The 14,744-nt window shown below is 62.0% G+C and carries 13 protein-coding genes; 6 read left to right on the top strand and 7 right to left on the bottom strand.

Annotated elements, in window-relative coordinates:
- Positions 1–32: 32 nt before the first annotated feature.
- The gene (gene trxA / locus EMO90_RS08390; protein WP_150354129.1) at positions 33–389 is read left to right on the top strand and encodes a thioredoxin; all 357 of its coding nucleotides are present in this window, start codon (positions 33–35) and stop codon (positions 387–389) included.
- 275 nt (positions 390–664) lie between these two features.
- A complete protein-coding gene (locus EMO90_RS08385) occupies positions 665–1,717 on the top strand; it encodes an aggregation-promoting factor C-terminal-like domain-containing protein (RefSeq protein WP_150354128.1) in 1,053 nt (350 codons plus the stop codon).
- A 638-nt stretch (positions 1,718–2,355) separates the two neighbouring features.
- Here the strand turns inward: EMO90_RS08385 and EMO90_RS08380 are convergent.
- From EMO90_RS08380 to EMO90_RS08350, 7 genes are all read right to left on the bottom strand, one after another.
- Positions 2,356–3,741, bottom strand: coding sequence for an NCS2 family permease (locus EMO90_RS08380; protein WP_150354127.1), 1,386 nt, complete (start codon positions 3,739–3,741; stop codon positions 2,356–2,358).
- 380 nt (positions 3,742–4,121) lie between these two features.
- Positions 4,122–4,901 carry a phosphate ABC transporter ATP-binding protein PstB gene (gene pstB, locus EMO90_RS08375; RefSeq protein ID WP_150394994.1) on the bottom strand — a complete coding sequence of 260 codons (780 nt, stop codon included), beginning with the start codon at positions 4,899–4,901 and terminating at the stop codon, positions 4,122–4,124.
- Positions 4,902–4,934: 33 nt separating this feature from the next.
- The gene (pstA, locus tag EMO90_RS08370) at positions 4,935–5,930 is read right to left on the bottom strand and encodes a phosphate ABC transporter permease PstA (RefSeq protein ID WP_190972010.1); all 996 of its coding nucleotides are present in this window, start codon (positions 5,928–5,930) and stop codon (positions 4,935–4,937) included.
- Positions 5,930–6,883, bottom strand: a complete 954-nt coding sequence (gene pstC / locus EMO90_RS08365) for a phosphate ABC transporter permease subunit PstC (RefSeq protein ID WP_150354125.1) — start codon at positions 6,881–6,883, stop codon at positions 5,930–5,932. The genes pstA and pstC overlap by 1 nt, the downstream gene beginning before the upstream one ends.
- A gap of 138 nt (positions 6,884–7,021) precedes the next feature.
- A complete protein-coding gene (pstS, locus tag EMO90_RS08360; protein ID WP_150354124.1) occupies positions 7,022–8,158 on the bottom strand; it encodes a phosphate ABC transporter substrate-binding protein PstS in 1,137 nt (378 codons plus the stop codon).
- A 191-nt stretch (positions 8,159–8,349) separates the two neighbouring features.
- Positions 8,350–9,057: a response regulator transcription factor gene (locus tag EMO90_RS08355; RefSeq protein ID WP_150354123.1), complete on the bottom strand. Its 708-nt coding sequence runs from the start codon at positions 9,055–9,057 to the stop codon at positions 8,350–8,352.
- A 320-nt stretch (positions 9,058–9,377) separates the two neighbouring features.
- Entirely contained in the window at positions 9,378–10,826 is a 1,449-nt protein-coding gene (locus EMO90_RS08350; protein ID WP_150354164.1) for a sensor histidine kinase, read from the bottom strand.
- Between the two features lie 226 nt (positions 10,827–11,052).
- On the opposite strand from EMO90_RS08350, the gene EMO90_RS08345 reads away from it, so the two are divergent.
- The 4 genes from EMO90_RS08345 (at position 11,053) to EMO90_RS08330 (ending at position 14,683) form a co-directional block, all read left to right on the top strand.
- Complete coding sequence (locus EMO90_RS08345; protein ID WP_150354122.1) at positions 11,053–11,592, top strand: arsenate reductase/protein-tyrosine-phosphatase family protein; 540 nt, start codon at positions 11,053–11,055, stop codon at positions 11,590–11,592.
- Positions 11,593–11,888: 296 nt separating this feature from the next.
- A complete protein-coding gene (locus EMO90_RS08340) occupies positions 11,889–12,431 on the top strand; it encodes a hypothetical protein (protein ID WP_223849759.1) in 543 nt (180 codons plus the stop codon).
- A gap of 265 nt (positions 12,432–12,696) precedes the next feature.
- A complete protein-coding gene (locus tag EMO90_RS08335) occupies positions 12,697–13,164 on the top strand; it encodes a hypothetical protein (RefSeq protein WP_150354121.1) in 468 nt (155 codons plus the stop codon).
- Between the two features lie 505 nt (positions 13,165–13,669).
- Positions 13,670–14,683: a DUF559 domain-containing protein gene (locus EMO90_RS08330; RefSeq protein WP_223849758.1), complete on the top strand. Its 1,014-nt coding sequence runs from the start codon at positions 13,670–13,672 to the stop codon at positions 14,681–14,683.
- Positions 14,684–14,744 lie beyond the last annotated feature (61 nt).

Genomic DNA, 14,744 nt, shown 5'->3' with positions numbered 1-14,744 from the left:
ACGAAGGCATTCCAAGAGTAAGGAAAACAACCATGGCCACGCGCGCAATCACCTCCGCGGATTTTGAAAAGCTCGTCAACGACAGCGATCTGGTCCTCTTCGACTTCTGGGCCACCTGGTGCGGCCCGTGCAAGGCGTTCGGCCCGGTGTTCGAGGCCGCCAGCGAGGCGAACCCGGACATCGTGTTCGCCAAGGTCGATATCGATCAGAATCAAGATCTCGCGGCCGCCGCGGGCATCTCCGCCGTGCCCACGCTGATGATCGCCAAGAAGGGCCAGATCATCTTCAAGCAGGCCGGCGCCCTGCGCGCCTCCGATCTGGACGACCTGATCGCCCAGGCCAAGAAGCTCGAAGTCCCGGCCAACGCCGGCGAGGCCGCCGCCAAGTAAGCGGAGCGGATTCTCCCTAATTCGCCCCGGTGCGTTCCGGTTTGCGGATCGTGCAAGCCCCCTCGCGCAACATGCGCCAGGGGGCTTTCCTGTATATTGCCGACGTTGCGATTTTCCGCGCATTTTCAGGACCTGAAACGTCCCATATCTAGCCCCTCCGATTTCGCGCGATTACCGTATTTAGCGATTTTGGTCTAATCTGGAGATTGTGTGTGCGTCAGGCGCCCTGTTGCGCGGACGCACGCCGGGCATTATCCGCAACCCGAAGGAGCTAGATGGGACGCCACGAAAAATCGCATACCTCCCCACTTAAACTGATCACCAAGCGTCAGTGGGCGCGCTGCATCGCGGGCATCGCCGCGGTCGCCGCAGTGGTGAGCGTGGGGCTGGTTTCGCGCGATTTCTACGCGCGTTCGGTCGCGGCATCGGATACATCAACCGAAATCACGTCGTATTCCGCCACGGATATGAAGGGCATCGAAGTCTCCCGTGACACGGTTCGCAGGGCCATCAGCGAAGGCGCCGGCGGAGCGAACGCAAACACCTCCTACGTCACAGTGGACATCAACGGCGACCAGCGCGTGGTGCTGGGCGACAACCTCACCGACGTCCGTTCCGTGCTGGAGGCCGGGGACATCACCCTGGACCCCACGGACACCGTCACCCCCGGACTTGATGAGCCGGTGAACGAATCGACGACGATCACGATCACCCGCGCCAACGCCACCGTCGAAACCGTCGACGAGGAGATCCCGTTCAACACCGTGCAGAAGGAGGACGACTCCCTGCCCGCCGGCACCACCAAGGTGCAGACCGAGGGCGTCAACGGCGTGGTCGAGTCCACCAACCTCGTCACCCGCAACGGCGATGCGGTCGTCTCCACGAACACCATCTCCAAGTACGTCAAGACCGCCCCGGTGGACAAGGTCGTGCTCGTGGGCACTAAGAAGGCCACCGCGAAGAAGTCGACCTCCGGCTCATCGTCCTCGAATTCCGCAGCCTCCTCCATCGGCACCACCACCCCGGTGGGCGCGATGCAGCAGTGGGCGCACGACTACCTGCTGGCCAACGGCTACAGCGAGGCCGACTTCACGGCCACCGTGTTCATCATCAACCACGAATCCGGCTGGCAGGTCAACTCCTCCAACCCGTCGTCCGGCGCATACGGTCTGCCTCAGGCCCTGCCCGGCAGCAAGATGGCCTCCGCGGGCTCCGACTGGCGCACCAACTACCAGACGCAGCTCAAGTGGTTCTTCAACTACTGCAACAGCCGCTACGGCAGCATCCAAGGCGCCTACTCCTTCTGGCGCTCGCACAGGTGGTACTGATCGCCGTACTGACTTGGCCTTACAGGGGCCCGACCGTTCCATGTGATCGGCCGGGCCCCTGTGCATTTGGTTGCGTTTTGAGACACAGGTGGGGCTCCCGTGTCTCAAAACGCCACCACTACCGGAATTGGTGGTGTATTGAGACACAGATACCGCCCCCTGAGTCTCAAAACGCCACCATCCTCGACTTTGGTAGCAACTTGAGACGCGGACGGGGCCCCTGCGTCCCGAATCGCCACCAATTCCGGAATGGGATGCGATTCGAGACACGTGCAGGCGATGGTGCGTCCGAAGTCGCCACCATTTTCAGAATCGGTGGCGTTTTGAGACACGAATACTGCCCCCTGCGTCTCAAGTCGCCACCGAATTTTGAAGTGGTGGCATTTTGAGACACACGAGCTGCCGACTGCGTCTCAAATCGCCACCACTACCGACTTTGGTAGCAACTTGAGACATAGACGGGGCCCCTGCGTCCCGAATCGCCCCCGATTCCCGGCAATGACCCGGTCAGTCGCAAACACTCGCGTGCGCAGATACGCGAAGGTCCCGGCTCCGCATGCAGGGAACCGGGACCTTCGCAACATGCCTGCACCGATAGACCCGCCGATAGACCGGCAGGCCTACGGATCTACGCGGCCTTACAGCACGGCCAGCAGGATGAAGTTGAGGATGAAGAGCACCGAGACGATCCAGATGATCGGGTGCACGTCCTTGGCTTCCTTCTTGCAAACCTTGACGATGCAGTAGGTGATGAAGCCGCCGGCGATGCCGTAGCTGATGGAGTAGGAGAACGCCATGAACACGGACGCGAAGAACGCCGGGATGGCGATGGAGATGTCGCTCCAGTCGATCTCCTTGAGGGACGCGGCCATCATGCAGCCCACGATCACCAGCACGCCGGCGGTCGCGGCGGACGGAACGGCGGAAATGACCGGGGACAGGAAGGCGGACAGTGCAAAGCAGATCGCCACGACCACCGAGGTCAGACCGGTGCGGCCACCGGCGGCGATGCCCGCCGAGGACTCCACGTAGGTGGTGGTGTTCGAGGTGCCGCAGATGGCGCCGATCGAGGTGGCGATGGAGTCGGCGAACAGGGCGCGGTCCAGCTTGGAGGAGAAACCGCTGCCGTTCTCCATGTTCTTCATATCCTCGTCGGAGAAGATGCCCGTGCGACGGCCGGTGCCGATGAAGGTGCCCAGGGTGTCGAAGGTGTCGGACATGGAGAACGCGAAGATGGTGACCAGCACCAGCGGGATCTTGGCCGGGTCGGAGAACAGGGACGGGAAGCCGTCGCCCGTGAAGATCACGCCGAAGGTCTGCGGAAGCTGGGCGAAGGTGTCTCCGATGGAGATGGAGTTGGCCATGGAGGTCTGGCCCATGGGGATGCCGATGATCGCGGTGATCACAATGGTCAGCAGCATGCCGGCCTTGACCTTGAGCACGGTGAACACGACGGCCAGCAGCAGGCCGATGAGGAACAGCCACAGCGTGGGGTTGTTCAGCGTGGCCAGACCAGGGGTCGCGCCGACGGCGTGGTCGGTGGTCGCCTCGTCCGGGGTGAACTTGATGAGGTCGACGTTCAGCATGCCCACGTAGGCCACGAAGATGCCGATGCCGCCGCCGATGGCGTTCTGCAGCATGGGCGGAATGGATTCGATAATCATCTTGCGGATCTTGGTGACCGTGATGATGATGTTGATGACACCGCACAGGAACACCATGCACAGGGTCTGCTGCCAGGAGAAGCCCAGGCCGAAGCAGACGGTGTAGGTGAAGAAGGCGTTGAGGCCCATGCCGGCCGCCTGCGCATACGGCACATTGGCGAACAGGCCCATGACGAGGGTGCCGATGATGGCCGCGATGATGGTGGCGAGGAAGACGCCGCCCCACGGCATGCCGGTCTGGCTCAGAATCTGGGGGTTGACGACGATGATGTAGCTCATCGCGAAGAAGGTCGTCAGGCCCGCGGTGATTTCGGTGGAGGCGGTGGTACCGTTCTCCTTGAGTTTGAAGAAGCTCTCCATACTCTGTGTTCTCCTTAGCTTTCTCTCTCCGGCGCAAGGTGCGGCGGGAAGCGGGGCGGTGGCCGTGGAGAATGACGGACGGCTGAGAATCGCCGCACGATTGCCACGGTTTGGCTCCGAACAAGCTAGAGCGTAACACCGCCATGAGTCAGGGGTGTTGCGAAGCAGCTCCGTCGCTGATCCTTTAACAGAAAAAGCCCCACCGAAGCGGGGCTGTGTTTATTGGTAGGAAACGGAGCTACGCGCTGCCATACTGCTCGCCTGTCGGCTCGCCTTCGCCTACAAACGCCTCTGGCGTTTGCTTGACGGCTCAGCAGCTCGGTCGCTGATCCTTTAACAGAAAAAGCCCCGCCAAAGGCGGGGCTTTTTCTGTTAAAGGATCAGCCGAAGCGACCGGTGATGTAGCGCTCGGCCTCTTCGTTCTGCGGGTTGTTGAACATCGTGGTGGTGTCCGCGAAGTACTCCAGATGGCCCGGCTGACCAACGGCCTTCAGGTTGAAGAAGCCGGTGTAGTCGGCGATACGGGCGGCCTGCTGCATGTTGTGGGTCACGATCACGATCGTGTACTCACCCTTCAGCTCGTTGATCAGATCCTCGACGGCCAGCGTCGAGATCGGGTCCAGAGCGGAGCAGGGCTCGTCCATAAGCAGCACCTGCGGGTGGACGGCCACGGCGCGAGCGATGCACAGACGCTGCTGCTGACCACCGGACAGGCCGATGCCCGGGTTGTCCAGACGATCCTTGACCTCCTGCCAGAGGTTGGCGCCGCGAAGCGCCCACTCGACGAGGTCGTCGGCGTCGGACTTGGAGATCTTGCGGTTGTTCAGACGGACACCGGCGAGCACGTTCTCACGAATGGACATCGTGGGGAACGGGTTCGGGCGCTGGAACACCATGCCGACGTCACGACGCACGGCCACGGGATCCACATCGGCGCCGTAGAGGTTCTTGCCCTCGAGCAGGACCTCGCCCTTGCAGTGGGCGCCGGGGATGATCTCGTGCATGCGGTCGAGGGTGCGGAGCACGGTGGACTTGCCGCAGCCGGAGGGGCCGATGAAGGCGGTGACCTTGTTGGCCTCAATGTTCATGTTCACGTCTTCGACGGCCAGGAAGTTGCCGTAGTAGACGTTCAAATGGTTGACATCAATACGCTGTCCCATTATGTTTCCTTTGGTTTTGTTCCTAGAGTCGAATCACTGCTCGGTCTTGACCGCGAAGATCTTGGCGATCAGACGGCCCAGAAGGTTCAGCAGAAGAACGATGATGATCAGCACAAGGGCGGCCGCCCAAGCGCGCTCGGTCGGGATCGTGGTGATGCAGGACGGACCGGCGCTCTTCGAGCAGGAGACGGTCATGGTGCTGTACTCCTGATAGACGTACACAGGCAGGGTGGTCATCTGGCCCGAGAACAGATTGGCGTTCGTGGAGCTGATGTAGCCTGCCGTCATAAGCAGAGGAGCGGTCTCACCAATAACACGGGCGATAGCCAGAATGGCGCCGGACACGATGCCCGGGAGGGCCGTGCGCAGCACGATCTTGGTGATCGTGCGCTGCTTGGTGACGCCCAGAGCGTAGGACGCCTCACGCAGATCGCCGGGGACGATCTTGAGCATTTCCTCGCTGGTCTTGACCACGGTCGGCATCATCAGCAGGGACAATGCCACAGAGCCTTCGAAGCCGTTGATCGTACCGGGGCCGCCAAGGATGGTGAACATCGAGAAGGCGAACAGACCGGCGACGATGGACGGGATACCGCTCATGACGTCGACGAGCATGGAGATGGTCTTCGCGAGGCTGCCGCCGTGGGCGTACTCAACCAGATAGACCGCGCACAGCAGACCGATCGGGATGGAGATGATCATAGCGCCGCCGGTGATCTCCAGCGTACCGATGATGGCGTGGAGCACACCACCGTAGCCACCGGAGGCGGACGGCTTACCACCGGAAATGCCCTTCATGTTGTGGGTCAGGAAATCGATGTTCAGACGCTGGAAGCCATCGGCGATCGTGGTCCAAAGCACCGAGATCAGCGGGATGAGGGCGATGATGAAGGCGATCACAATGAGCGCCTGCATGATCGTGTTCTTGCGCTTACGAGCCGCGATGAACGAACGGGTCGGCTTGAACTTGTCGAAATCGAGAACGGGAGCGCCGTCCATCGAGCTCTTCTTCTTTGCCGCTTCAGCCATCAGGCACCTGCCTTATCGGTGATCTTGCGGGCGATGTAGTTGACCAGGAAGGTCAGCACGAACAGCACCAGACCGGTGCCGATCAGCACCGACACGCCAAGGTCATCGGCCTCAGGGTACTGGGCGGCGATGTTGGCGGCGATCGTCTGGTTCTGCGAAGCCTGCAGCAGTTTGAACGAGTAGTTGAGGCCGGGGGAAAGGATCATCAAGACGGCCATCGTCTCACCCAGTGCACGGCCGAGGCCGAGCATCGAGGCCGAAACGATACCGGACTTGCCGAACGGAAGGACGGCGAGCTTGATCATTTCCCACTTGGTGGCGCCAAGGGCCAACGCAGCTTCCTGCTGCAGGCGCGGGGTCTGCAGGAAGATGTCGCGCGACACGGAGGTGATGATCGGCAGGATCATCACGGCGAGCACCACGGCCACGGTTGCGACGGTACGCGACGGATTTGCCGCCGGACCGCTGAAAATCGGAATCCATCCCAGATAGGTGGCCACCCAGTTCCAGAACGGGTAGATGGCCGGCACCAAGATCACGCCGCCCCAAAGACCGTAGATAACGGAGGGGATGGCGGCGAGCAGATCGACGACCGAGCTCAGGACGGTGGCCAGCTGCTTCGGCGCGTAATGCGAGATGAACAACGCGATGCCGAGGGAGATGAAGAAGGCCAGAATCAGAGCCAAGGCTGCCACAAGTACGGTACCGAACAGCAGCGGCCCAACGTACTGCCAGAAGTTGTTGGCCTTGCCACCGGTCAGGGTGTTGATGGTTTCGGAGTTGGCGGACTGATCGCCGCCGATGAGCGGCCAAGCACGGTACAGCAGGAACAGCGTCACCGCGCCAAGGGCCACGAGAATCATGATGCCGCACGCGTAGACGATGACCTTGAAGACCTTATCGGCGGTCTTGCCGGTCACCGGCTCCACAACGGCCTTTTCTTGCGAACTCACGGGTTCTCCTTAAATCGCTACGTATCCAAGCGAAACCGCAGCCGCGGGGCGGATAGTCCCTAAACCCAGCGGACTGCGGCTACACGTTTCGGATGTGAGGTGTGATCATGGACCCGGCTTGCTACCGGGCCCTATGACTCACTTGATGGCGTTGATGGACTCGGTGACCTTGGAGCGCAGGGTGTCCGAGATCGGGGAGGAACCAGCATCCTCGGCAGCGGCCTTCTGGCCCTCCTCGGAGGTGATGTAGGTCAGCCAAGCCTTGACGAACTTGCCGGTGTCCTCGCCGCTCTGGTACTGCGGGCAGGCGATCGCGTAGGAAACCAGAATGACCGGGTAGGCGCCATCGGCGGTGGTGGTGCGGTTGATGTTCACAACCACGCGGTTCGCACCCTCGGCGGAGGAGTCGAGCTCGGAATCGTCCAGAGTCTTGGCGGCGGCGCCCTCATCGTTGTAGGCGACGTACTTCTCGCCGACCTTGACGGCGACGGTGCCGAGGGAGCCAACGGCGGAGCCATCGGCGTAACCGATGGTGCCATCGGCCTGCTTGACGGTGTTCACCACACCATCGGTGCCCTTGGCGGCCTGACCAACCTCGTTCGGCCAGTTCTCGCCGACCTCGTAGTTCCAGTTCTCCTTGCCGCCGGCCTTCTGGACGTAGTCAAGGAAGTTCTTGGTGGTGCCGGACTTATCGGAGCGGTGAACCACGGTGATGGCCTTGTCCGGCAGGGTGACGTCGGAGTTCTGCTCGACGATGGCCGGGTCGTTCCACTTGGTGATCTTGCCGTCGAAGATCTTGGCGATGGTGGCGGCGTCGAGGTTCAGGTGCTTGTCCTGGCCGGAGATGCCCTCAAGGTTGAAGATGACGGCGATCGGGGAGACGTAGACCGGGACATCGAAGGCGGTGGTGCCGGCGGCGCAGGCCTTCTCGGAGGACTGCTTGACCTGATCGGCGGTCAGGGCGGCATCGGAGCCAGCCCAAGCGGCGGCGCCCTGGCCGAAGGCGCTCACACCGGCGCCGGAGCCGGACGGATCGTAACCGATCTTGACGTCCGGGTTCTGCTCCTGGAAGTTGTTGATCCAAGTCTGCACGGCGGTCTTCTGGGAGGAAGCGCCCTTGCCCTGGAATTCGCCGGAAAGGCCGGAGGCCGCGGCGGAAGTGTTGCTGCCAGAGGTGCTGGTGCTGGCGGAGGTGTTGTCGCCACAGGCGGCGAGAGAGGCCATCGCGGCAACGGAAGCCACGGCGGCAATGGAACGAATCACAATCTTGCGCATTCTTGTTTCCCTCTATCTTTAATATCGGCGGACCGGAGTCCGGACCGCCTCATCTCATGACATATTCCAGCCTAGAGGCGTGCGAGGGAGTTGCAATCCAAAAATGGTGAACGGAAGATGAATACTTTTTGATGGTTGCGGACCGGGCCGCCGCACCACGCATCCGGCCCGCAACATCGCCTGTTTCGGCGCTATTCCGCGGTAGGTTCGTCGATCTTGTAGCCCAGTCCGCGCACGGTGGTCAGGTATGCCGGATGCGCCGGATCCTCTTCGATCTTGGAGCGCACGCGCTTGACGTGCACGTCGAGGGTCTTCGTATCCCCCACGTAGTCCGAGCCCCAGATGCGGTCGATGAGCTGATGACGGGTCATGACGCGGCCCTTGTTCTGCATGAGGTATTCGAGCAGCTCGAACTCCTTGAGGGGGAAGAACACCACCTCGCCGCGCACGGAGACCTGATGCTGTCCCACGAGCATGGAGATGTCGCCGCACTTGAGCGGCACATCCTCGTCCCCACCGCCGGGAGCCAGCGCACCGCCCTGGTTGCGTCGCAGCACCGCGCGGATGCGGGCCAGCAGCTCACGGAAGGAGTACGGCTTGGTCACATAATCGTCCGCCCCGATCTCAAGGCCCACCACCTTGTCGATCTCGGCGCTCTTGGCGGTGAGCATGATGATCGGCACGCGGCTCTGCTCGCGGATGCGGCGGCACAGCGAGGTGCCGTCAAGCCCAGGCAGCATGAGATCCAGCAGCACCAGATCGATGCCGCCCTTCGTGAAAAGCTCAAGACCCTCCTCGCCGGTGGCGGCCGCCGACACCTCGAACCCCTCGCGATGCAGCTGGTACACCAACGGCTCGCGGTACGATTCCTCATCCTCGACGATCAGAATACGAGTCATGCGACTGTTCTCTCCTTCCCCCACCAGCGCCCTTGGCGCGCTCGTGCATACCGCGCCGGGCGACGCGACGTTCATCAATCCGCCATCCATCATACCCACTCGAGCCATCTCGGATTCACACCCTGTTTCCCTTTCCGTGCAAACCGCTGCGACGCCCTTGTGGACTACATACTTCCCCCTCGAGCTACATACTTTGTGGGGTGGAATCTGGGCACAATTGGGGCACAAACTGGGCAAACCGGGCAAACCGGGCATACAGGACTGGGCTGACAGCGATGCAATGACAGTGACCCCGCCTGCCGGGATCCGCATCTATTCAGCTATGATTCCGCGGAATCATCAGCATGATCGGACTCCTTGGAGTCACCGGTCTCCTTGGCTTCCCCGGATTCCTTGGCTTGCGCAGGTTTCGGCGACGCATCGTTCCCGGACGCCGAGCCGGAGCCCGCCGCCGCACCGGATCCCGCCGCCGCACCGGATCCCGACACAGCGCCGTTCCCCGAATCCGCATACGTCGAAACCGGCAGCTCGATCGTGAACGTCGAACCCTCGCCCTCGCGCGACCACACCGAGATCGTGCCGCCGCACTCCTGCACGCAATGCTTCACGATCGAAAGCCCCAGCCCGGTGCCTCCCGTGGCGCGCGACCGGGCCGGATCAACGCGGTAGAACCGCTCGAAGATGCGGTCCAGCGAGTCGGCCGGGATGCCGATGCCCTGATCCACCACGCGAATGGCGACCTTGGCGCCGTTCACGCTCACGCCCACGCCGATCGTGGTGTGCTCCGGCGAATAGCGCACCGCATTCTCCACAAGGTTCTTGACGGCCGTGGTGAGCGCCTCCTCGTCAAGAAAGACCGTGGCGTCCCCACGCTGCCCAAGCGCGGCGGCCTCGGCGGCGGTGGGCGCCACCTGATCGCCGTTGAACGAGATGTTCACGTCGATGTGCTTGGCCTGCGCCTGGACGGCGTTCTCCTGCACGGCCTCGCGCACCACCTTGAGCACGGAGACGTTGGTGGCGGACAGGTTGAGCGCCTGGTTGCTCTGCGCCTTCTGCAGGTCGATCAGGCGTTTGACCATCTCGGTGAGCCGCTCGGACTCCTTGCTGATACGGCCGGAGAAGTAGCGGACCATCTGGGGGTCGTCGGCCGCATCGGTGATCGTTTCGGCCAGCAGGCTGATCGCGCCCGCCGGGGTCTTGAGCTCATGCGAGACATTGGTGACGAAGTCGCGTCGCATGGCCTCGAAGCGCCTCTGCTCGCTGACGTCCTCGATCAGCACGGCATACAGCGTTTCGGTGATCTGGCCGGCGCGGATCCGCAGGTGCAGCGTATCGCTGGGCAGCTTGTCCCCCACCGTCAGACCGCGTCCGGACGCCGCCGCCCTGGGACGCACGCCCGCCGGATAGTTGATGGGCATGTCCACCTCGCGCTGGCAGATCTCCCCGTCCTCGGCGCTCTGCATGATCACGTCCTCCACCTCGCGCGAGGACAGCCATCCGCCCTGCACCACGCCGAGCTGCCGCGCGCCGGGGCTGTAATAGCGGACCATGCCGTGGATGTCCGCGACCACCACGGCGCTGGGCATGACCTCGATCAGCCCTCGCTCGGCCTCGCGCACCGGCACATCATCGCCGAACAGCGAGGATTCGCCTTCGATGCGGCGCATCAAGTCCCGCGACCGCTCCTCCTCCAGCATTCGCCCGGTCCGGTATCCGCCCAGCCACAGGCCCACCGCCACCAGCAGCAGCGCCACCGCCGCCACGATCATCTGCGTGGTGGACAGCGCGCCCAGCACGCCGCCAATGCCCTCCAGCTCGTCCATGCCCTGCTACTCCCGTCCGCGCGGCAACGGGCCGCACGCTACGAATCCTACCGCCCGCGCACCGCAACGGGCTACAATCGGGCGGGGACGTTTCGCCGCAATCCGGACAAGATCGACGGCGTTCCGCCAGCATCACGTTTGTCTCATATAGTGAAATATCGAAAGGGGACCGATGAACATACTATTCGTCTGCACCGGAAACATCTGCCGCTCCCCGATGGGAGAGCTGCTGTGGCCGCGCTCCATCACCGATCCGAGCATTCAGGCTCGGTCCGCCGGCACCTACGGCCTGGATGGCCACGCGATCGCCGAGCACTCCCGCGAACTGATGGAGCGGGACGGCATCGATCCGTCCGCATTCCGCTCACGCCGGCTCACCCGCGAGATCGCCGCGAACGCCGATCTGATCCTGTGCTTCGAGCGCGAGCAGCGCGGCGACATCGTCACGCTCGCCCCGAACAAGGTCCGCCGCACGTTCCTGCTGCCCGACTTCGCCAACGCGGCCGCCTACTGCGCCAGAGAGCGCTTCATCACCGGCGCCACGGTGGCCGATCGCCTCGAATCGGTGATCGACAACGCTTCGCTGGCCCGTCCGATGCTGCCGCAGGTGGACGATGTGCCCGATCCGCAGGGCAAGGACATGCAGGCCTTCGAGCGGGCGCACGCGTCGATCGTCGCGGATCTGAGAACCATCGCGGACGCCGTGCGCTGATCGCCGACCACCGACGGGGGTATAAACCCCACACGCCGAGCACAGACTCGGCCCGCACGCATCCGCATCCATCGCACAGCCCCGACAACGCCTGTGCCGCAGCGCAAAGCCCGCAAAAGCAGGCAAAACACCCAACACCATGTTCATTTGAACGTTACTTTTCCGATTGCCCGGATGTCATAAAGGGTGGTATAGTCGTTACCGCGTAGGGGGGAAAGCCAAATCACTTGGGACCCTCGCGAATAATCAAAGATTCGGAGGGCTTATCCCCCGGCGTGTTTGTTAAGGAGTAACCCATGAAGGGATTGAAGAAGAAGATCGTGGCGATCGTCGCCGCCATCGCCGCGCTGTTTGCCGTCAGCGCGGGCACCACCGTCGCTTTCGCCGATGACTACGGTGCATCCATCACCGTGTCCGGCAACGTTGCCACCGTTACGTTCCAGCCGGGTTCGTTCGAGCCGAACGAGACCGTCAACGTGACCGTCGACACCGATTACGTTTCCAACGTTGAGCAGATCGCCAACAAGACCTACACGTTCAAGGCCGATGCCAAGGGCGGTCTGAACCTGCGTTTCACCCTGACCGATAAGGCCGTCAAGGAAGGCGCCACCATCACGGCGACCGCCAAGGGCGCCACCTCCGGCAAGGTGTACACCGCTTCCGCCAAGGTCCCGGCCACCGGCACCGGCACCGTGACCAACGCCTCCACCACCGACTCCAAGTCTGGCGCCACTCTGGCCCAGACCGGTGCCACCGTGGCTCCGTACGCCATCGCCGCTGTTCTGCTGGCCCTCGCCGGCATCGCCGCGTTCGCCGTTCGCAAGCAGAACACCCGCTGATTAGCTAATAGAAATCCCAAACTTCAGGGTTGAGAATCCCGGAGGCCACTTGGTCTCCGGGATTTTTTTCATGCCCCCATAACATGCAATGCGATCGCAGCACGCTTGCGGCATTATGGGCAATGACTTGGCAATGACGCGAAATACGACCTACTTAATACTTATTGCAGCATATTGTCATCTCTTATATGCACCACACATTGTGCAATGAATGTTATACTGTCGTTGTTCATATAAGTAATGACCCGCTATAAAGGAGTGCAATATGCCGTCGTTGTTGCAGGGCTTTAATGAAATTACCACGGTTACACCGTCACTGAACATCAAGCTGACCGTCACCGATTCCGCGCTTCGTTTCAATAAGGAAACCGCCAAGGCGCTCAACTACCCGGCATATGTCAAGGTGCTGATCAACGATCGCAGCAAGCGTATCGCCATCACGCCGTGCGAAAAGGGCGATGCCAACGCCGTGCGTTTCTCCAAGGAAGCGGAAAAGCAGGTGCTGTCCATCACCGTCAAGACCCCGAAGGTTCTTGCCGCGGTGCAGCCGTATTTCCCGCTTGAGGAGGCTCCGGAAGGCGAAGTGAGCTACCAGTCCGTCAAGGGCAACTTCTACCAGCGCGAGAACGTGGTGATCTTCAACGTCGCCGACGCCGTCGCCGGTGTGATGAAGCATCGCGGTCGTCGCAAGGGCGCGACGGTTGCCGCCAAGGCTGAAGACGACGCCGAGTGACGCAGTGATTCTTGGTTGGCCGGTGTCCAAGCCGAGCCAATCATCATCGTGACGGCCGTTGGCATTCCATTGTCATGTCAGTGGAATACCAACGGCCGTTTACTTTTGCCATGTTCTCCGTCACAGGGCGCGGATGGGCCGTCACCGGGCGCGAACTTGGCGTTACTCGGCGCGAACGGACCGTCACAGGGCGCGAACACCGTCACTCGGCGCGGCCGCACCCCGTGACGCACTCCGAAAACCCTTGGAAAATAAGGCCTCCCAAGGGCCGTCACATGGAGCGATCGCACCCCGTGACGCACCCCGCTCCCCGTGACGGCCCATTCGCTCCACGTGACGACACAAATGTGATGTCAAGAGTGCCCCGCAACGCCCACAGCTGATTGCATCGCACTCAGCGGCGCCATAATGCATGGCGAATCCGCATCATACGGCGGCAAATCAACATTCGTCCACAGCCCATCTCGAAATTGTTCCGCATATGCAGCCGCGATACGCTCAGCTCATGAATCACAACACCAACGCCACCGAGTCCGCCGTTCCACGCGACTATCTGCTCAACTCCCTCATCCAGATCCAACGCGAAACCCTTGATGCCTGCGTACGGCATATGCAATCAGCAACGGTCATGCGCGATCTGGTGTACACCGGGTTCACCGCGCTCAAACTGTGCCGCATCGAACTGCCCCACTGTCCCAGACTGTCCGGCGCGGATTTCCATGTGCTGTACACCAATCGCAGCAAACGCCATGCACGCCGCAAGACGCGCTATCTGCATCTGCCCGAATCACTCACGCTGCAACAGCTCACGCTGCAACAGCTCACGCTGTCCCACGATGGGCAAACCATCACGTGCACGCACCCGCTGACGACGTGGGCGATCCTCTCCGCATTCCTATCCCAGATCGAAACCACGACTCTGCTCGATGCCATTCTGCGGGCAAGCGCAGCTCGCTACAGCTTCACCGGAGGCAGAATCCTGACGATTGCCGACGCCGCGCAATTTTTGGATGGCACAGGCGATTTTCCGGGCAAACGCAAATGCCAGGAAGCGCTATCGCTGATCGATAAACCGACCGATTCCGTCATGGAGTGCCGCACGCTGCTTTCGCTGATGCGGCACGGCCTTGCCCGGCCAATCGTGCATTGGCAAATCTATCTGGAGGAGCTCCGGATGACCGTCACTGTGGACGCGGCATATCCGGAGCAGAAGGTGATCATCGAATATGACGGCGATGCCCATCGGCGCGACAAACGGCAATATCGTTGGGACGAACGCAAACGTCAGGCACTGCGCGCGGCCGGATACACGGTGATCGTGGTGTTCGCCGACGACATCCTGACTGACGATGGCCCCGCGAAGCTGGCCGAGCGAGTGGGACGTGCGCTCGGCTCGACCGTCTCCGGCATTCCGCTGCCCCGATACAGGTCGCTGTTGGGGGATGATAGGCGCAGGAAGGCGCGCGATCGTCAGAGGGCATACAGACGACGCCAGCGGGCGGTGGGGCGGAAGGTGTGAGAGGACGATATGTGGACTGGGCACGGGGAACAAAACCCTTGGCGGCGCCTCCATCCCATTC

Source organism: Bifidobacterium vespertilionis (assembly GCF_008698145.1).
In the GTDB taxonomy this organism is placed as follows: Bacteria; Actinomycetota; Actinomycetes; order Actinomycetales; family Bifidobacteriaceae; genus Bifidobacterium; species Bifidobacterium vespertilionis.
The sequence above is the reverse complement of the archived record's forward strand: the minus strand, read 5'-3'. Positions and strand labels throughout refer to the sequence as shown.